18 protein-coding genes are annotated in these 19,244 nt (G+C 59.7%); 2 read left to right on the top strand and 16 right to left on the bottom strand.

What is annotated here, in order from left to right:
- Positions 1-27: 27 nt before the first annotated feature.
- Entirely contained in the window at positions 28-1,302 is a 1,275-nt protein-coding gene (locus DESU86_RS02675) for a molybdopterin molybdotransferase MoeA (RefSeq protein WP_179979637.1), read from the bottom strand.
- Positions 1,303-1,983: 681 nt separating this feature from the next.
- Here DESU86_RS02675 and DESU86_RS02670 point away from each other — a divergent pair.
- Positions 1,984-3,024 (top strand): IS481 family transposase, encoded by a 1,041-nt coding sequence (locus DESU86_RS02670; RefSeq protein ID WP_072312028.1) that lies wholly within the window; start codon positions 1,984-1,986, stop codon positions 3,022-3,024.
- Positions 3,025-3,238: 214 nt separating this feature from the next.
- On the opposite strand, the gene DESU86_RS02665 is transcribed toward DESU86_RS02670, so the two are convergent.
- From DESU86_RS02665 to DESU86_RS02635, 7 genes are all read right to left on the bottom strand, one after another.
- On the bottom strand, positions 3,239-4,234 hold the full coding sequence (locus DESU86_RS02665) for a triphosphoribosyl-dephospho-CoA synthase (protein WP_179979636.1): 996 nt from the start codon (positions 4,232-4,234) through the stop codon (positions 3,239-3,241).
- Positions 4,234-4,785, bottom strand: coding sequence for a citrate lyase holo-[acyl-carrier protein] synthase (citX, locus tag DESU86_RS02660; protein ID WP_179979635.1), 552 nt, complete (start codon positions 4,783-4,785; stop codon positions 4,234-4,236). The genes DESU86_RS02665 and citX overlap by 1 nt, the downstream gene beginning before the upstream one ends.
- A gap of 57 nt (positions 4,786-4,842) precedes the next feature.
- Positions 4,843-6,258 carry a citrate lyase subunit alpha gene (citF, locus tag DESU86_RS02655; protein ID WP_179979634.1) on the bottom strand — a complete coding sequence of 472 codons (1,416 nt, stop codon included), beginning with the start codon at positions 6,256-6,258 and terminating at the stop codon, positions 4,843-4,845.
- A gap of 12 nt (positions 6,259-6,270) precedes the next feature.
- Positions 6,271-7,125, bottom strand: coding sequence for an HpcH/HpaI aldolase/citrate lyase family protein (locus DESU86_RS02650; protein ID WP_179981691.1), 855 nt, complete (start codon positions 7,123-7,125; stop codon positions 6,271-6,273).
- Positions 7,125-7,397, bottom strand: coding sequence for a citrate lyase acyl carrier protein (gene citD, locus DESU86_RS02645; protein ID WP_179979633.1), 273 nt, complete (start codon positions 7,395-7,397; stop codon positions 7,125-7,127). The genes DESU86_RS02650 and citD overlap by 1 nt, the downstream gene beginning before the upstream one ends.
- A 192-nt stretch (positions 7,398-7,589) precedes the next feature.
- On the bottom strand, positions 7,590-8,678 hold the full coding sequence (locus DESU86_RS02640; protein WP_179979632.1) for a hypothetical protein: 1,089 nt from the start codon (positions 8,676-8,678) through the stop codon (positions 7,590-7,592).
- A 117-nt stretch (positions 8,679-8,795) separates the two neighbouring features.
- Positions 8,796-10,118 carry a 2-hydroxycarboxylate transporter family protein gene (locus DESU86_RS02635; protein WP_179979631.1) on the bottom strand — a complete coding sequence of 441 codons (1,323 nt, stop codon included), beginning with the start codon at positions 10,116-10,118 and terminating at the stop codon, positions 8,796-8,798.
- A gap of 334 nt (positions 10,119-10,452) precedes the next feature.
- Between DESU86_RS02635 and DESU86_RS02630 the strand changes: the two genes are divergently transcribed.
- On the top strand, positions 10,453-11,415 hold the full coding sequence (locus DESU86_RS02630; RefSeq protein WP_179979630.1) for a hypothetical protein: 963 nt from the start codon (positions 10,453-10,455) through the stop codon (positions 11,413-11,415).
- A 117-nt stretch (positions 11,416-11,532) separates the two neighbouring features.
- Here the strand turns inward: DESU86_RS02630 and DESU86_RS02625 are convergent, their stop codons facing one another.
- From DESU86_RS02625 to DESU86_RS02590, 8 genes are all read right to left on the bottom strand, one after another.
- Positions 11,533-12,048 (bottom strand): TonB family protein, encoded by a 516-nt coding sequence (locus DESU86_RS02625; protein ID WP_179979629.1) that lies wholly within the window; start codon positions 12,046-12,048, stop codon positions 11,533-11,535.
- A complete protein-coding gene (locus DESU86_RS02620) occupies positions 12,045-12,473 on the bottom strand; it encodes an ExbD/TolR family protein (protein WP_232088235.1) in 429 nt (142 codons plus the stop codon). Before DESU86_RS02620 ends, DESU86_RS02625 begins: the two co-directional genes overlap by 4 nt.
- A gap of 214 nt (positions 12,474-12,687) precedes the next feature.
- Complete coding sequence (locus tag DESU86_RS02615; protein WP_179979628.1) at positions 12,688-13,284, bottom strand: MotA/TolQ/ExbB proton channel family protein; 597 nt, start codon at positions 13,282-13,284, stop codon at positions 12,688-12,690.
- A gap of 256 nt (positions 13,285-13,540) precedes the next feature.
- Positions 13,541-15,382 (bottom strand): CobW family GTP-binding protein, encoded by a 1,842-nt coding sequence (locus DESU86_RS02610; protein WP_179979627.1) that lies wholly within the window; start codon positions 15,380-15,382, stop codon positions 13,541-13,543.
- A gap of 77 nt (positions 15,383-15,459) precedes the next feature.
- On the bottom strand, positions 15,460-16,608 hold the full coding sequence (locus DESU86_RS02605) for a twin-arginine translocation signal domain-containing protein (protein WP_179979626.1): 1,149 nt from the start codon (positions 16,606-16,608) through the stop codon (positions 15,460-15,462).
- A gap of 10 nt (positions 16,609-16,618) precedes the next feature.
- Positions 16,619-18,022 carry a hypothetical protein gene (locus tag DESU86_RS02600; RefSeq protein WP_179979625.1) on the bottom strand — a complete coding sequence of 468 codons (1,404 nt, stop codon included), beginning with the start codon at positions 18,020-18,022 and terminating at the stop codon, positions 16,619-16,621.
- Positions 18,023-18,032: 10 nt separating this feature from the next.
- Complete coding sequence (locus DESU86_RS02595; protein ID WP_179979624.1) at positions 18,033-18,305, bottom strand: hypothetical protein; 273 nt, start codon at positions 18,303-18,305, stop codon at positions 18,033-18,035.
- A complete protein-coding gene (locus DESU86_RS02590) occupies positions 18,302-18,946 on the bottom strand; it encodes a GntR family transcriptional regulator (protein ID WP_179979623.1) in 645 nt (214 codons plus the stop codon). Before DESU86_RS02590 ends, DESU86_RS02595 begins: the two co-directional genes overlap by 4 nt.
- Between the last annotated feature and the right edge of the window lie 298 nt (positions 18,947-19,244).

The raw sequence follows: 19,244 nt of genomic DNA, 5'->3' as shown, positions 1-19,244 counted from the left end.
GTGCTGGTGCGGGTATGTGTGGCGGTTTTACTGAAACAGCTCCACCATGACCATGTCTCCCGCATTGAATCCTTCGCGGTTTTCCGGGCAGACCAGCAGGCCGTCTGCCGCCGTCATGCCGGTAATGATGCCGGAGGTTCCCGTGAGGGGGTCGGCCTCATACAGCGGGCACAGCGCGTCGCCGCCGGTGGGCGCTGTTTGCTCAAGCGGCGTCAGGCGTACGCGCAGGTAGTCGCGGCGGCCCTGTGCCGAGGCTATGGAGCGCGTCAGGCGCGCCGGAACGCGGGGGGCAATTTCCGGCTCTGTCTGCCCCTGAAGATGGTGGAGCAGGGGCAGCAGAAAGACCCGCGCGCAGATGAGGGCGCTGGCGGTATGCCCCGGCAGCCCCATGAGGCAGCGTGTGCGCCCGGCAGCGGCGGCGCGGCCCAGAATGAAGGGCTTGCCGGGGCTGAGGGCTACGCCGTGAGTGAGAATCTCGCCACCGGGCACTGCGGTGAACACGTCAACCGTGTGGTCGCGCATGCCCGCCGACGAGCCGCCCGACACCACCACCACATCGTATTCGTCGGCAAGCCTTGTAAGGCATGCCTCAAGTTCACCGGCATCGTCGCGCACAAGCCCGGCCCGCACTGCCTGCGCTCCTGCCTCGCGGCACAGGGCGGCGATGCTGTGGGCGTTGACGTCGCGGACTTTTCCGGGCGGCGGCGTTTCTTCAATGGGCACCACTTCATCCCCGGTGGACACAATGGCCACGCGCGGGCTGCGCCGCACCACCACATCGGTCTGGCCAAAGGCCGCCAGAAGGCCGATGTCCTGCGGGCGCAGGCGGCGTCCGGCGGCAAGGAGCCGCGCTCCGGTGGCGGCGTCGTCATCACGCAGAACGACGTTGTCGCCAGGGGCCTGACTGCGGGTCAGCTCCACAAGGTTGCCCCCGGCAGGGCGGGAATACTCCACCATGACGGCGCAGTCCGCACCCTGCGGCAGCATGCCGCCCGTAAGTATGCGCGCAGTCTGCCCCTCGTGGAGAATGACGGAGGGAGCCGCCCCCATGGGGCAGTCGCCCACGCATTCCACAAGGGCCGGATTGCCCTCTTGCGCGCCGAAAATATCGCGTGCCCGCACGGCGTAGCCGTCCACAGTGGCGCGGTCGAATCCGGGCAGATCGGCGGGGGCCGTAAAATCATCCGCAAGGCGGCGGCCAGAGGCCGCGTCCAGCGGGATGCGCTCGGCGCACAGCACGGGAAAGGTGCGGATATGCCCGATAACCGTTTCCACGGGCTGCAAGGTCAAAAAGGATTTCACGCCGGGCCTCCGGGTGGTTTTTGGGAGCATTTAACACGTGAAATGCTCATGTCCGGCAGGCAAAAGCCTGCCTATTCGCATTTTGTGGCAAGGATTGTCAGGAAAAATCCTTGCAGAGCAGTTAACTCCTTTCATTTGTAAACTGCTCTAAAGCGTTTTCACCGTGAAACGCGGGTGGCGCGTGGGCAGCGCCCGCCGAAAAACCGCAAACGCAACCCGTTTGCGTGAGTACGCGCCGTAACTGGCGTGGCTTGCCATTGGGAACGCGTATCCCCAAGGCCAGCCTGCTCCGACAAAATGAATAACCCTTTAAATTTAGCAGTAAACCTTGCCAAAGGGCAATACGTGAATGCCGCTCGACAAAAGCCGCACCAGGGGCAAGGGGGGGGCGGGATGGCACCGAGCCGGAGGCGCGCCGCATGTGCCTTGCGTGGCGCTCGCCGAGTTGTTTCATGCGTTCAGAAGTGGGGACAAGAGCAAGGTTTTTGGCGCAGCAAGCACTGTAGGAGGAGGGGAGCGTGGGGGAGCTGTATACTATGTGCGCCGCCAGCCAGCCAGTTTCATTATGTGAAGTAGTCGCGATTTGATCTGACAGTTGTCCCTTGAAAAGCGAGGGGAACTCCGTTTTGATGGAAGTGTAAACGTACCATCAACCGGGCACAGCGCCCACGGAGTTTCCCCATGGAAAGTTTCAATCAAAACGTCATCAAACACAAGACCGGACTTCTCAACCTTGCTGCCGAACTCGGCAATGTCTCCAGAGCCTGCCGCATCATGGGCTTTTCCAGAGATACCTTCTACCGGTATCAAACAGCACGAGACGCCGGAGGCGTTGAAGCGCTGTTTGAGGTCAGCCGCAAAAAGCCCAACCTGAAAAATCGCGTGGAAGAGGCCACGGAACTGGCGGTGTTGGATTTTGCGATAGCCTTCCCTGCTCATGGGCAAGTGCGGGCCAGCAACGAACTGCGCAAAACCGGCGTATTTGTGTCGCCGTCAGGGGTGCGTTCCATCTGGTTGCGCCATGACCTGGCCTCAATGAAGCAGCGCCTGAACGCCCTGGAGAAGAAGTCCGCTGAAGAGGGCATTGTGCTCACCGAAGCCCAGGTACAAGCTCTGGAGCGTAAAAAACACGACGATGAGGCTTGCGGCGAAATAGAAAGCCATCATCCCGGATATCTCGGCAGTCAGGACACATTTTACGTCGGCACCATCAAGGGCGTCGGCCGTATTTATCAGCAAACCTTTGTGGATACCTACTCTAAGTGGGCGGCTGCCAAGCTCTACACTACCAAAACACCCATCACCGGAGCCGACCTGCTCAATGACCGGGTTTTGCCATTCTTCACTTCAATGGAAATGGGCATTATCCGCATGCTGACGGACAGGGGCACAGAGTACTGCGGCAGACTGGAAACGCATGACTACCAGCTTTATCTGGGCATAAACAACATAGAACACACCAAGGCCAAGGCGCGGCATCCGCAGACAAACGGCATCTGCGAACGTTTCCACAAGACCATCCTGCACGAGTTTTACCAGGTTGCCTTCCGGCGGAAACTGTATAACTCTCTGGAGGAACTGCAGGCCGATCTGGATGTCTGGATGGAACATTACAACATCGAAAGGACACATCAAGGGAAAAAGTGTTGCGGCAGAACGCCATTGCAAACACTCCTTGACGGAAAACAGATCTGGAAGGAAAAGGTCGGACAACTCAACTAACCTGACAATCGGAACCATCAAAACGGAACCGACTGTCAGATCAAGTCTGAACTACTACACATTATGAAAGCGCTCTGGCCCTGTGCGGTCGGGCAGTGAACTACAATAAAAGTTTTAGGGGGTGGGAGCGTGGGGGAGGCGACCCTTTTACAAAAGGGTCCCTCCCCCACAAAGCGTTTCCTCCCCCACAAAGCATTTCAATATGACATTGCTGCTAGCGGCCGAGCAGGTGCAGAAAAACGCTTGTGGCGAGCATATCGGCGCAGCCGCCGGGGCTGAGTCTGCGGCGCACAAAGGCCGCGCCCATGCGGTCAAGGGTGCGGCGGCCGTGGGCTGTGTCCAGCCCGCCAGCGTCAAGGGTCGCGGCCGCATAGGCTCTGGCCAGGGCAAAGCCTCTGCCGCCTCCGCGCCAGAGCAGGCTCGTGTCCTCGACGCGGGCCAGCAGTTCCAGCAGGGTATGGACCATGGCCCTGTTCAGGTTCACGGCCACGCCATGCCGCCGCAGGCTGTGGCAGGCAAGGGCCACGCCGGGAAAACCCTGTTCCGCCTCACCGCGCACGCCGCGCATGCCGTACATGACATAGATGACCTCGCCGGGGGTCAGGCTGCGGCCCAGAGTTTTTTCCAGCAGGGGGCGCATGGCCTTGGGCCGGGCATGCCGCGCCTTGTGGGGGCGGAAGCCCGGAATGGCCAGTTGTGCCGCGTGGGGGCCGCAGGGCAGGGCGGCCATGTCAGATCCGGTAATGCCCCTCACAAAGGAGCCCGCCGTGCGGCAGAGCGCCTGCACGTTGGCGGCATTGCCCAGCCTGTCCAGTCTGCCCAGGGCGGCGCAGAAGAGGCCCAGGGAGAAAATCAGTCCTTTGTGGGTATTGACGCCATTGGTGGCCGCGAACATGTCCTGTTCGGCCTTGAGGCCCAGTGACCGCAGGCGTGGGAAGACAGCCTGCGGTTCCAGCGTGGTGGTGGCCGAGCCCAGGGCGTGGCCCTGGGTGAAATAGCCTTGCAGGGAAAGGGCGCTGCGCACAAAGGTGGCGTAGTCCATGTCCTTATGCGCGCCTTGGCTGTCACGGCAGACCAGCCCCGGCTTTGGCCCGGCGGCGGCTTCAAGGATGGCGGCCCGTGCGGCCAGTTCACCGACGCGGGCCGAGGAAATGGATACATCCCCATGCCGCGCGGGGGCGCATGCGCACAGGTTTTTCAGGCAGGACATCAGGACGAGGCGTCCGCGCTGCGGGCAAGGGCCAGCAGATTGCGTACATGGGCCATGATTTCTTCCGGGGCATGTTTGCCCTGTCTGCGGCAGAGGCTTGCCGGGGCCTCGCACAAAAAACAGCGCCGTGCCGGAAGACCCATGTCCGCCCGGTTCACAGGCTGCCCCTGCGCGTTGAGCACGTCTGCATCAGCCAGTCTGCCCAGGGGGTGCTCCTCTTCCATGGCCACGCAAAGGGCCTTGAGCAGTGCCGGATCAAGGTTCACGGAGGCTATCCAGCAGGGACCGTCCACTCCGGCGCGTTCTGTTTCGGCCGCAAAACAGGCTGTGTGCCCACAATGGCGCGCAATGGCGCGGCCAAGGGCCTGCCGCAGGCTGTCGAATGCCTGGGCCGAACCAGCCGGATTTTTATCCGCGCCAGGGATGTTGAGCGTGAGCGAAAGTACGGGGTGCCCGTGCTCTGCGGCAAGCTCGCGGCGCATGTTCCAGCGCGCTTCCCTTTCAGCAAGGATGGCGGCAAGGGGGGCGGCAAGGGTGTCGTTCAAGCTCATGAAAACTCCGTTTCCGGCGCGGCGTGTTATGGCTTCCGCCGCGCCGGAATGTGAGGCCTACGTCCGCTGTTTTGTGGCGTAGATATGGTCCACAATGGTTCCGTCACGGTATTCCATCGTGCCCACGACCTTGTCGCCGCGCTCGTAGGCAAGGGGCTTGCCGGTCATGCGTACTGCCTGGTCGTGCAGGTCTTCAATGCCGCACACGGGCAGGCGCGCGTCGCGCAGTCTGTCGGCCAGTTCCTTGCGGGCAGGGTTTACGGCAATGCCGCGTTCCGTCACCAGCACGTCCACCGTGGAGCCTATGGTTGTCAGAGTGGTGCATTTTTCCACCACAATGGGCAGGCGGGCGCGCACCAGGGGGGCCACAATGATGGTCAGCTTGGCTCCTGCCGCCGCATCGTTGTGGCCGCCGGAACCGCCGATGATATTGCCGTTGGAATCCGTGGTGACGTTGACGTTGAAATCAAGGTCGATTTCCGTGCCGCCCAGGAGGACGGCGTCGAGGAAGTCCACGCAATTGCTTTTTCTGTTGGGGTTTGCGTAGGTGTCGGCGGATATTTCAACGTGGCGCGGGTTCTGGGCAATGGATTTGACGCTGCTCAGGTCAAAGCACTGCACGTCAAACACGTTGTCGAACAGGCCTTCTTCAAGCATTTCGACCATGTACTTGGTGATGCCGCCGAGCAGAAAACCGCCGTGCACCTTCATGGCGCGCATGTCTTCGCGCAGAAAGAGCGATGCCGCCAGCGAAGCGCCGCCTGCGCCCGTCTGATAGCAGAAGCCGTCCTGCAGCAGGCCGGAGGCCTTGATGACGGCCTGGGCGTTGCGGGCAATGGCCAGGGCCACAGGATCGCGCGTGAGGCTGATGGAGCCGGAGACAATGCCTGCGGGATCGCCGATTTTGTCCACAACAACCACATGATCCACCACGTCGTGGGGTATGCTTATGCGGCCAAGGCCGCCTTCAACCACATGGTCGGTGACGGCGATGACCTTGGCGGCATGCTGCGTGTCTGGGATGATATAGCCCAGCGAGCCGCAGGCGGACGGGCCTTCGGTGCCGGTGATGTTGCCCATGGCGTCCACGGCGGGCGCGGCGACCACGGCGATGTCAATCTTGAGCGAGCCTTCACCGATGGCGCGGGGCCGTCCGCCGTGCGAGCGGAATATGACGGGCGTGGGCAAAATGCCGCCTGTGACGGCTTTGGCCAGGGGACCGCTCATGTAGTCCGTATCAAGCCCGGTGATGACGCCGGTCTTGATATGCTCGATGAGATGCTCGTGCACGGGAAAAAGCGAAGAGCAGGCCACGGTGATGTCCTTGACCCCGAGGGCGGCCACAGCGTCCATGGTCATGTTGACCACATGGTCGCCATTGCGCAGGTGGTGGTGAAAAGACAGGGTCATGCCGTCCTTGAGGCCGCATTCACGCAGCGCGGCGGTAATGGTGGAGATATATTTGCGTTTCATTACAGCGCCCCCTTATGCATCAGCCAGAAGCAGGATGCGTTCCGCCCTTTTGATAATGGGCAGGTCAATCATCATTCCGTCCAGTGAAACGGCTCCCTTGCCTTCTTCGCTGGCTTTGCGGGCCGCCGCCATGACGCGCCTGGCCCAGTTGACCTTGTCCGGCGCGGGCATGAATGCCTGGTTGACCCTGTGCACGTGGTGGGGCGAAATGACGGCCTTGCCGTCAAAACCCAACTGCACGGCGAAGGCGGCGTCTTTTTCCAGCCCTTCAAGGTCAGACACAAAAGGAAAGGGCGTATCAATGGCCAGAACGCCCGCAGCCTTGCAGGCCGTGAGCAGGCGCGAGCGCGCATAGGCGATCTCGGCTCCTTGGGCTGTGCGCTGAGCGCCCATTGAGGCGGTAAAATCCTCAGCGCCAAGAAGGATGCCGTGCAGGGTCTTGCTGGCCGAGGCTATGGCATAGGCGTTTTCAATGCCCAGGGGGGTTTCAATAATGGCAAGCGCCTTGACGGTTGCCGTGCTGTCGCATTGTTGCCGCGCGCTTTCTATGGCTTCGGCCACTTGCAGCACCTGCGCCGCGCTTTCTATTTTGGGCACCATGACAAAATCCGTTCCGGCGGCGACCACGGCTTGCATGTCAGCCTGCCAGTAGGGCGTGTCCAGGCCGTTGATGCGCACCGTCACTCCGACGCCCTGCGGGCGCAGTTCTGTGAGGGCATGGCTCACCAGGGTGCGGGCGGCGTCTTTTTCCAGCTGGGCCACGGCGTCCTCAAGGTCAAAAATGACCACATCCGCTCCCAGACACTGCGCGCTGGCAAGCATGCCGGGGTTGTTGCCCGGCATGAAAAGAAAGGTTCTGTTGCGCATCACATTTTCTCCTTAAAGCGGGCAATGACCGTTTCCATACGGGCCTTGATGGTGCATTCCAGCGCGCCCTTGTCCTGAACCGTGACGTCAACGCCCTTGAGGCCGGACTGCGCCATGCACTGCGCCACAACCGCGCGTATGGCCTCGCCAAACTGGTTCATGACGATGCTGGAAAGGCTGATGGACGTGTCTGTTCCGCCCACGGCAGTGATGGTGATGAAAATGTCGTTGGATTCCAATGTGCCTGCCATGGCACTGCACTGTTTGTTCATTGATGTCTCCTGCGGCGGCCAGGGTCGCCATTTGGGAACTGGACCAGATTATCTTTGAAATGCTTCTTGTTGTGAGTTGTCATTCTGCCTCTACATGCGATTTGCGGCAGAATCCACGTCACGTTGTGGCGCGCTGCACGCTCGTGCAATGTTGGTGCGTGTAACTTTTAACGTTGTAATGCCCTGAAAATATCAGTGCCGTCCCACATGATCCCTGAGCTTTTGCCGTATCTGCGCGCTGTCGGCGGAGCGCAAGAAGTCCAGGGTCACTGGAGGCAGCAAGTGCGCCACCTCCTGCCAATCCGCCCCAGAGACGTCGCCCTTAAGGAGCGCCCGCACTTTTGAAGCGCTGATGGCCTGGCCGTCAGTTTGCAAACGTGGAATTTCACGTAGTTCAATGCCGTACCTTTCAAACACGGCCGCCATGGCGGCATTGTAGGCGGCAGTGACGGGATCAAACGGCTCTGTGCCCACAAAGCGCAGGCCTATGCCCAGATCCCTGGCAATGCGCGTGGCGAATATGGCGCAGTCAAGGGCGGCGTGAACTGCGCCCACCCTGGCATCCGCCGTGAAGTAGGCCGGAAAGCTGGCGCGCGAGACCATGTACGGCCCGGCGGGCAGCACAAGAATATTGTCCACATTGGCAAGGCCCTTGCGCACAAGTTCAAGGCGCACGGCAAAGGGAAAAACGGAAGCGTCCTCTTCCACCACAAAGACCAGCAGTTTTTCACAGGCCGCAGCAGCCGTGCGGGCCAGATACTCATGCCCCCGCGTGAAGGGATTGGCGTTCATGACAATGGCTCCCAGCCGTGCATGCGGGGAAAGCCCCGTGGCGGGATGCGCATCCGCAGCAGCAGGTTCCCATCCGTGACCGCGTATGGCCGTCCGTGTGGCAGTGAGCCAGTCGGCATAGCTGGGCCGTCCCTGTTCCAGCAGGGCCGCGTCTTGCGTCGCCGCCACAAGGTCAAAGCCGGAAGCCTCGAATTTTTGCGCTTCCGAGGCCTTGGTGAAGATGAAGAAGTGGCTTGCGCCCTCCTGCCTGCCGTGCAGAACAAGACGGCTCAGAATGGAGGTGGCAAGGCCTCCCTCGCGGGCGTGCGGGGCCACGCAGATGCCGCAAAGAACCGTGTCCGCAAGAAATCCGCAGGCCGCCAGATGGCCGTCTTCGTAAAAACCGAGGCCATAGGTGCGCCCAGTGGGCAGGCTCAGTCCGGACGCTGCAAGCAGTGCTTGAGCCTGGGCGAGGTCCTGATCTGTAATGATTTCAAAATAGCCCTGCATATGCCTTCCTGCGTTCTTTCCGCCGCCCCGGTCACGGTCATATGGTTGTATGGCCGGGGCGGCGGAAAAAGGTGAGCGCCATGCAAGCGCGGCAGCTTCAGCCGGAGAATATCACCTTTAGCCCACGTAGAACATACGCATGAGGATAACAGCCATGACTACCATGGCCGCACCGCCAATGCGCGTGGATATCTGGGCAAAGGGCATGAGTTCCATACGTCCGGAGGCGGAGAGAATGGCCACGTCGCCCGTGCCGCCGAGGCCGCTGTGGCATGCGGTAACCAGAGCCGCTTCCACGGGGTACATGTTAAGGTACTTGGCGCTGAAAAATCCTGTGCCCACCATGGCCAGCACCGTGCAGACCACAGTGATGATGTAGCTCGGCTGAATGACCGCCACAACGTCCTTCCACGGCGTGTAGCAGACGCCCACGCCCACAAGGAGCGCCCAGGTGAGGTTTTTGGAAACGAAGAGGTAAAACTGGTACGCGGCTTTTTCCGCCACCTTGGGCATGATGCCCGTGGCCTTGGCAATGGCGGCCGAGAGAATCATGATAATGGGCGCGGGAATGGGGATGACAAGGTTGACCAGCAGGCCGAACAGGTAAAAGCAGCAGGCGGTCAGCAGGCCCATGCCCAGAATGGTCACGTCGATGGGCTCTTCTTCCTTGGTGAGGTTCAGGTTGTCGTCGCCCACGCGCACCAGCTTGCCGTTGCCGGTCTGGTGAGGATTTTTCACCGCGTAGCGCTTGAGGATGCCTGCGCAGATAATGGCGGTGACGTTGCCAAGCATGGCGGCCGGGGCTACCATGGCGATGAAGCTGCCGGGGTCGGTGCCCTGAATTTCGGCATAACCGGCAGACAGGGGCAGAATGCCTTCACCCACGCCGCCGGAAATGATGGGCACGACAATATAAAAGAAGGTTTCAAACAGGCCGTGCCCCAGCAGGGTGCCCACGGCCGTGCCGATCAGGCAGCAGGCTATGGTGCCCAGGATAAGCGGCACAAACATGCGCAAAAATCCCTGGATGAGCACCTGCCGCAGCATGCCAAGTATGCTGCCCGTCACGAGACAGGCTATGTAGAAATACAGAAAGTTGGCTCCTCCGTTCTTGCCAGCGGTAAAGTGCATGATGGCCTCCTTGGCGGGACCGTCAAGCAGGCTGTAATACACAAGAACCGAGGGGATGAAGATGGAGAGGATGGCCGGGCCGCCGATGTCCTTGAGAACGGGAATGCGCAGTCCCATGTCGCCAAGGAGTATGCCCAGAACCAGCGTGACGGCGAAGCCGCCGATCATGTCCTTGGGCAGCTTGCCATAGTATGAGGCCGCAAAGATGATGATGGCAAAACAGATGTACAGGGGCAGGGGAACCGGCCCGATCTTGAAGCTGCAAAATTTGCCCAGCAGGCCGCCGGACGTTGTTTCTGCGCGTTGCATGAGTAAACCCTCCTGACAGAATTTGTCTTCTGTTTACTCCGGCAATGGCGCAAAATCTTTTTATGTAACTTTATAATAACTTTCTGAAGTTTTGAAAGTTATGTAACTTATGTAAGCCCGGCATGTCTTCGGCAGGGCAGGCGGCCGCCCTGCTTGTGCCGCATGCCGGCTGGCGCGCGCCAGGTTTTGGGGCGCGGATGGCAGGCTGATTTGGGGCCTGCTGCGCGCCGTACTATGGCGGTGATTCTGCAGGAAAGCGCATTTTGGGCAGGACGACAAAGTGAAAAATGAAGCATTCCACAGTTAATCTGCACTAATACCGCAAGGAAGTGCTATGCGTAAAATCATGCTTGCCTGTGCTGCGTGCGTGTTGTTGTCCGCCATGTCCGCCCTGTTTGCCCTGCCCGGGCTGCCCGCGCTGGCGGCCGGGCCATCGACATATGAGGATAATGTAGCGGCCTGGAAGCCCCACGGGGCGGTGAACGGTCTTGAGTACAAGATGGCGCTAAATCCGGCGCTCTTTGCCGCAGACAGGCCGGCAGCATCGTTCAATGCCCTCTGGGACGCCCTTTCTGCTTCGGCCGCAAAAAACGGTTTTCTTCTGGCCAAGTCCGAAAAGAGCAAGGTGCGCCTGCGCACGCGAAGCTATTATGATACAGACGGTCTTGCCCTGCGGGATGCGGGATTTGTGGTGCGCAGCACCACAAATCATAAAAAGGACGGCAGCGCCAAAGAAGGCATAAAGCTTACGGTGAAAACCTCCGGCAAGGATCCGGCCTTTATTCTGGGAACGCCCCTGGATCCGGTGGGCATCAAGGGGGAAATCTCCGCTGAAGACAACCCCTATATGGACGCGCAGGGCAACATAGCCTCAAGGCTGGAGAAAAGCGTCAACATCCGGGGCGATGCAAAGACTTTCGGCGATCTTGGCCGCCCGCGCCTGCGGCAGTTCTCGCGTTTTGTGCCTGCGCTGGCCAGGAGCGGTCTTGCCGCCGACACAGTGCTTACGCCCGTGAGCGTCTGCACCTATTCGGCCATGATGGGTTCAGTGAAACTGGCGGGGATTGCGGCAGAGATCACGTTTGAGGCCTGGACGGACTCCTGGGGCGGTGCGCCCTTGGCGCTGGAACTTTCTTTCCGCATTGACAAACAGGACTATTACTCCATCCCCGAGGTTGTCGCTGCGGGCAACGAGTTTTACCGCAAGGTGGTGGTACGGGGCCTTGACCACATGAAGCTGCCTGACGGCGACAGGTTCAGCGGCTCCAAACTGAAGATGCTGCGCGACAGGCAGTAGGGCGCTTCAAGGGACATGCGGGCCAATCTGCTGGAACGGCGCAACAGCGCATCTGTGGGCATGGTTATAATTGCACGTATGCCCTGCTGACAGACGTGAACAGATGCTGCCGTATGCTTACCGCAGTTCGTACTGGTATTTTACGTGCAATAGCACTGGAATATCGGCAGCGCCCAGAATGTCCGGGCGTTTCACACTGCCGCTTGCCGCAAGGATCGCACGGCGCGCCGCCGCATCAAGCTCTGGTGAACCTGACGACTGGCGCAGCACCGGGGCTGTAAAACTGCCGTCGGCGCGCACGGTGAAGGCATAGGCCGCAACTCCGACAAAATGTGCCTCGCCGCCGTCCATGCGGTGGGCATGCACTGCCGCGTCAAGATCGTCAAGAAAGGCGAAAAATGCCTGACGCCTTTTGTCCGCAGTATTTTGCGGTTCGGTGCGGGGTGGGGCAGCCTCCATACTGATGCCTGCGCCGCCCTCCGGGGATGCTCCCAAGCCCAGGGAATCCATGCTGATCACCGTGAGCGTCCCCACGGGGGTCAACTCTGCCGATGCGCCGAGCAGGTGAAAAAGGCCCCAGTGCACGAGGCATGAGATGGCCAGTGCGGCGTAGAGCCGCTCGGTCGCAGTCATGGCGCGTCCGTCGCGGGTTGCCCCGATGTGGCGATAAGCAGCTTTTCCCCGCCCTGCATGCGCACTTCATCCACAAGAAAGATGAGTCCTTCCACAGGAGCCTTGGGGTCAGCCACCAGAACGAGCCTTCCCGGCCTGCTCCTGAAGCCGAGCACAAGATCGTGCAATTTGTCTCTGACCTCCTGCCGGGGCAGGGGCGCCCCTTCGCAAAGAATGCCGCCGTCAGCCGTGAGGCGCAGTTCAATTACCCGGCCCGACAGGGTTTTGCTGCTGTGGGCGGTGGGCAGATCGACTTCCAGCCCACGGACGGCAAAGGCCGCCGCAATGACAAAAAATATAAGCAGAATAAACAGCATATCAATGAGCGGTATGAGGTCGTAATCACAGGCCGTATTCAGTGGACGGGTCAGGCGAAGCATCGGCATTGTCTCCTTGGCGCAACTATAGCATTTTCGCATTGAGAATATCCATTCTCAATGCTTCCAAGACGCCCACTTCGGCGTGTGACAGCGCAAATAAATTGCGCTTGCGCCTCCGCGGCGGGCGTCTACTCGCGCAGCCGCCAGAGCAATTTCAAAGTGAAATCGCTCTAGAGGAAACCCGTTGGATAAACTGCGTCTGCTGGTCATGGCATAAAAATCAGCACGCAGTGCCTGCGTCAGGCTGCAGCAATGCCGCGTTGCCTGCCGCATCAAGCATGCTGGAGATGTTTTTGAGACGGGCGCTAAAAAATGCCAGCGAAAACTGGGCGACAATGGCAATGCACAGGCCGGAAGCCGTGTTGAGCAAGGCCTGCCAGATGCCGTCCGCCAGCATGCTCATATCCACGCCGCTGGAGGCGTGCGCAATGCTGGAAAAAATGGAAATCATTCCGCTTACCGTTCCCAGCAGGCCCATGAGCGGGGCCAGCCTGGCAATGGCGCCGAGCAGACCGAGCCGCCGCTCCAGCTGTTCAAGAATCTGCCCTCCGGCCAGATGCAGGGATGATTCGCGGTTGGGGCTTGCCGCTGTGAGTTGCTGGGCAAAGGCCTGCAGCAGGGGCACTGTGGCCATGCGCTCCGCCACCGTTTCCACATCGCCGCTGCTCGTGGCTTTGAGCAGATCTCCCCGCAGGGCGTCGTCGGGCAGGGAGCACGACGCGTACAGCAGCAGGCGCTCCACAATCACCGTCAGGGTCAGGATGGATACTGCCAGCAGGGGCCACATCATCCATCCCCCTAAAGCAATGATGTTCATGTCTGCCTCCTTGCTGCAACAACCGGCATACGAAACCGGCAGGTTAAGAAAACATTGATTAAAGAGCCTGTTGGAAACACGCAGTTGTTTTGTTTGGCAAGGCGCGATTTTTTTGAAGCAGGAGTGGACTCTTCCATCCCCGGCTGTTTCAAAAAAAGTGAAGCAACGCCGCCAAACGGAATAACTCAGCGTTTCCTTAAGCGTTTTGGGCGGGCTCCAGGCACTGGCGCGGCCGCCGGGGAAGATGTCTCTGCCGTCAACGCACGGCTGACGCTCCTTGCCCGGGCGTGTCAGGCGGCGACAGGTTCACCCCGATAAACACCATGTACCGTTCGTCTGCTCCGTCCGGGGCTTCCTCAAATTCCAGGCGTCCGGCGGCGTACTGGGCAACAGCGGCAACCACCGCTCCGTCCCTGCGCAGATTGACAATGCCCTTGGCGCGGCAAAGCCCCGGGCCAGCGCCGTCCACCATGCGCCAAATATCCTCTGTGCTGACCACCTGCGGCAGGGTGAGGCAAAATGAACCAAATCCTTCGGTGGTGTGGTTGATATTGCCAGCAGCGCTGAATGGCTGCAGACGGGGGGCGCGTGAGGGCGGAGATCTGTGGGCGTCGAGCCATGCCGTATGCAGCGCTTCAAGATTGGCGAAGGTGATGTTTCCCTCCACAGCGGGGAAGATTACAGCCCTGGGGTTGCGGCGTCGAAGGTCGCACAGCACTGTTTGAAGCCGCTGTTCAGAGACCGCGTCGGCCTTGTTGGCAATAATGACGTCGGCCTGCGCCACCTGCGCCATGCTGATGCCTGCTCCTGCCTCGTCCCATGCCAGGGCGTCGGCCACGGTTATGACCAGCCCCGGCCGCACCATGTCGGAAAGATCGTAAAGGGATTCAAGCACATTGGCCGGATTGGCCAATCCTGTTGTTTCAAGAATTATCTGTTCCGCAGGGGCCGCTTCCAAAAGGCGTTGCAGGCCGGGCCGCAAGCTGTCCGCCAGCGAGCAGCAGACGCAGCCTTCGTCCAGGGCCTCCACATGCGTTTCACCGCGAGTGAGCACGGCGTCCAGTCCGATGCGCCCGAATTCATTCTGTATGACCGCGGCGAACTGTTCGCGGCCATTGAGATAATCCAGCCAGCGGCGCAGAAATGTGGTCTTTCCCGCGCCAAGGAATCCGGTGAGGATATGCATGACCGGCAGATCAGCGCCAGGTGTCGCCGGAATTTGACGGCGGCGGCCGGGCAGGCGCTCCAGAACCTTGCCTTCGGAAGACAGGGATGGAAACTTTATGGGTCTGCCATTGCCGGGAAAAGCTGTCAGGGGGCGCGGTTGCGGGCATGCGCCCATCTCCGCCTTCAGCGACAGGGTGGGGGAGGCGTCCCCTTCGGCGCCACGCGGTTTTTGCGGGGCCATATGCAGGCTTAAGCGCGGCCTTTCCTCAAACATTGTTGCGGCCGTATCCGCCAGTGTTGTGAAGAGCGGCAGCAGCAGCCTGAATGCGGGAACGTCGCATTCCGCACCGCCGGGGGGGACAATCCACCGTTCGCCTGCCGTGTCGCCTGCCGTGTCGCCTGCAGCGCAACTGTCTGAATCCGGGAAGGGCCGCGCAGCGATCCCTTCACGCGAAATGTGGCAATATCTGGCCGGAGCGGACAGGGACAAGGCAAGCCCCTTGCCGTCCAGGGCCGTCACAAGCTGCAGGCTGCCCATGCAGAAGGGGGCAAGCTCGGGGGCGTGCAGCGAGAGATTGCGCATGCGCTCCTCGTAGTCCTCGCCAAGGGCAATGGAAAGAGCCTGCAAGGGGAATTTGTCGAGAATGGAATCCGCCGCATGGGGGAACACGTGCGCCGTAAACGTGCCGTGGAGAAAGGATCGCTCTGTGCTTTCGTTAAGAAAAACCAAGCCGTACACGTGTGGAGAACCGGCCACCCGGCAGGTCCAGGCCGCATAAAGCTGGTTGGAAGGGTGCACCCCCCGCCACCCCAGCCTCCGCGCCCGCTTGCGGTCAAGATGTATGCCTGTGAGCAGACAGTTGAGTATGGAAGGGCTCTCGGCGTCTGTTTCAGGCGAAAGGGGGCGCGGCAGCAGGGCATCAAGGCGCATGGGGATACTCCATCGTTGTGGCGGTTTTTGAAATCCAGCCGGAAGGGGGCAGACCTGCCCCCTTCCGGCAGCGCCGTTTACGAGGGAAACTTTATGACGTCTCCATTGCCAAGATAGTTGGTCGTCTTGGAGCGGAAACGCGCCGTGCCTTTCACAACCGGGTAGCCCGCGTCCACAAACTTCTGGGCGGTAATGAGCCCTGTGCAGTGGTTGCAGCCCACCTTTTGCAGATCCCATTTTTTGAGACCGATAACGAGGTCGTCATACTTGGGGTCCCAGTCGTCAAAGGGCGAGATGTGCAGGCCGCCGTAGAGGCCGTAAAACTGGTCGTTTTCATAGGTCAGGGTTTTGTAGGCCGTGTCGGCAAAAAGAATGATGCCCTGGTGGCAGCACCCGGTGATGCTCACGAGGCCAATGTCCTTGACGTTGCAGTACAGCGAGATTTCTCCGAATACCTTGAAAATGATGGGGCAGTCGAAGCCGTACAGGGCCACGCCGTCCTGAATCTTGTGCAGGCCCTTGGGCACTTCGGTCCACTTGCCCACGTGTCCGCAGTCCTTGAGGTACTGTTTGCCGCTGGGGTAAAAGGTGTTGGGCGTGTAGATGTGAATATCGGGGTTGTATTTTGTCACGGCGGGCAGGCCAAAAAAGTGGTCCATATGCTCGTGCGTCTGGATCATGGCGGCAATTTCATTATTGGCCAGCATGGTGTCGATGCCTTCCCGCTTATAGCAGGTTTCCATCCACTGATAATTCCAGCCGGTGTCAAAAAGGTATTTTGTCACCTTGCCGTCCATGCCCTCAATTTCAATAAGGCAGGAAAAGCCGCCGGCATTGTCGGGGTGTACGCTGTTTTCGCGCGCGATCTGCCAGGCTTCGTCCAGCTTGTGGGGCAGCAGATGCTTGATCAGCTTTATGCCGTCGGCATAGCTGCCCTTGCCGACGCCCTTGCCGTTGCCGAAAGGAGGCCAGTTGAAGGTGTACTGGTCTACCAGCAGGCCGCCAGCGCCGGTCACATCCTGCATGAAGGCGCCGTTGTCGAACCAGCTTGTCTCGGAGATGTTGGTAATTTTGACGGCCTTGCAAACGCCGATATTTTCCGTGCCGCGTTTTACGTCCTTGAGAAAAGTCCTGCGCATGGGGGAGTATGAATACGCGCCCATGGCGCCGATGGCGCCCACGCCGACCCCTAATGCCGCACCCTTGATAAAGTCTCGTCTGTCCATGTTGCTCTCCTTACTGCACAAGGGTGAAGTGCGCGCTGAACCATGGCAGCGCGGCCACTATGGCAAAGTACAGCATAACGCCAGCGAGAATCCCCACCGCAAGACCCGGAATCATGGCGGGGCTCCAGGCGCTTCGAGCGGCGAAGGCGTGTTCTTCGGCCACAAGTTCTTCGCTGGTGCGGAATTCGCGCTTCCAGCCGGGCCAGCCGTCCATAAACCACCAGTTGATCAGCCAGATATCGATGAGCCAGATCATGGGAATCATCGGGAACTGTTGCGGATGTGAAAAGCCTTTTTGCGTGCCGAGCGCGAAGTGTGCGTACTTGTAGTACAGGCAGTAGACCGCAATGCCGCCGATGGCCACAAGCACGGTACGGATAAGCACATTGACCGGCGTGCTGAACTTGTTGGGCCAATTGCCGCCGTAGAACTGGAGGAACAGGGCGGGAACCAGGAAGAAGATGGCGGTTTCGCCCACATGCAGCCAGCGCCAGTCGGGGGCCGCGTCACGCCGGTGACCACGGATGGCGTCGCCCCAGACCAGTTCCTGCATGTACCAGAAGAAGAAGCACAGGGCGAGGGAAATGGCGATAATGCCGAAGAACAGGGCAAAACGGCGCAAGCCCGGCCTTTTGATGAGGCAGAAGGGGTAACGCTCCCAGATGCCTTCCATAAACCACACCACAACGGTGCAGCACATGATCCAGGCTACATGAAAGTTCGCGGAAACTGTTTGCGCAAAGGATTCCCAGTAAGGCGGGGTAATTGCCGTAAAATACTGCCAGGGGTAATACAGGATGCCCATGTGGTTGTGCATGGTCATAAAGTAGATGATAAGGCTCAGGCAGAACGTGCCCAGCCATATGCTGAAACCTTTGACGGGTTGGGCTTCATTCTGCCAGGGGCGGCCCTCAAGCGCCACGATCCAGGCCGGGCTGATCCATGAAGCGATGACGGCGAACATCATGCATGCCTGGGCCGCATACTCGGTGGAATAGAATTCGGTGAGCCCTGGCAGCTTTTGCAACTGGCGCGGGCTGAAATAGGTAAATGCAAAATTGCCAAGGACGCTTTCAAAAAAGCCGTGGATCATCACCACCATCAAACCAACAGATACAAGCGAAAGCACAAGGCCCTTTTGCAGGGGATGCGCATTGCGTATCCAGTTGCGCTTGAATGGCCAGAAGTCGAAAATATAGGCCATCCAGATGAGGATGATGAGCCACCAGCGGCAATAGTTATACCCCACATAGGGTGTGTAAAAACGCATGATGCCGCGCGGATCCTGAAAAATCCACCAGGTTACGGCAAATATGGAAAGTGTGAACGCCATATTGGCCAATATAGGCCAGGGCCCCTGCCACCGCTTGGTAAGCTTGCGCTCCTCAAGATAGGGAATGTCGTGGTCAGCCATCGAACCCTCCTCAAAGTTGCGGGGTTTCCATCTCCACAGGGGGACGCGCTTGCGTGTGCAGGGCCTGTGCAACGGCCCGAATCAGCGCCTCCTCGCTCATCGTATCCACGGGCAGCCCCAGTCGCTGCCCTTCAAGCCGCAGCATACCCGGCGAAAACTCTGGCGGCAGCAGCGCCTCGTCGCCGCTGGCCAGCGCGTCTGCATTGGTGTTTTCGCCGAGTCTGCATGGGGAAACCGCGCGCCAGTTTCCCCGTAAAAAATCGCGCCTCCGCCGGTTCATCATTCATCTTCCCCCAGGCACTGCAAAAGGCAGGTGACATAGGCCGATACAGAAGAAGCGCAGGCTTGTGAGTCCGCATGCCGCAGGCCATGCAGGGTGCGGGCAAGATGCTTGAATATTTCCTCAAGCCGGGGCTGGCTGCATTCCTGCAACAGCCGGGCAAGGGCGCAGGCATCGGGCAGGGTGACCGCTCCTGCCTGAGCAAGGCAGTCGTTGCTGATTGCCTGCAAAAGTATGGAGAAAAACCGCAGGTGATGCTGCGCCAGAAGGCGCATGTCGCCACTGTGAAGCGCCATGCCAATGGAAGGCAGGTGGCGTTCGAGCTTCAGCATGACAGAAGGCGCATATGAACCTGAGGCCGCGGCAAGCAGGGGCGTCATGACTATACGCATGGCTTTCAGACTGTCGGCCAGGCTGGCTGCGTTGGGGTTGCAGGGGAGGGCGCGCACAAAGGTGCCCTTGCTGCGGCGCGTTTCAAGAATTCCCTTGCCCACCAGGGTGCTCAGGGCGGTGCGCAGCGTTGCGCGGCTGACGCCCAGTTCTTCGGCCAGGTGCCGTTCGGCGGGCAACCGCTCAAAGAGCGTCCAGCGCCCCTGCAACAGGGCGTGTTCCAACTGGTTTTCAGCGTTTGCTGGCGCGATCACGGGCGTCCTCCAGACAAAGCGTGTTCAAATGCGTTTGTGTACCTTCATACTGCGCGTCTGCGATTTTTTTGACAACAGACTTGTAAAAAAAAGTACTCAATCGATTAATATAGTGAAAAAGATGAAATATTTTTTATTTTTTGGTATGACCACCGTATAACATGCTGTAAAATACTGCAGAAAAAAAGCAGATTATAGAGGCAAATATGCTCTGGAGCGCGGGGTTGCGTATCAGTGGTCAGACCACAGACCAGCATAAAAAAGGCTTGCTCATGGCTTGCGTCTATTTTACTGCCAA

The organism is Desulfovibrio sp. 86, from assembly GCF_902702915.1.
GTDB lineage: Bacteria > Desulfobacterota > Desulfovibrionia > Desulfovibrionales > Desulfovibrionaceae > Desulfovibrio.
Note: the sequence above shows the minus strand (reverse complement) of the source record. Positions and strands in the feature narration are given on the sequence as shown.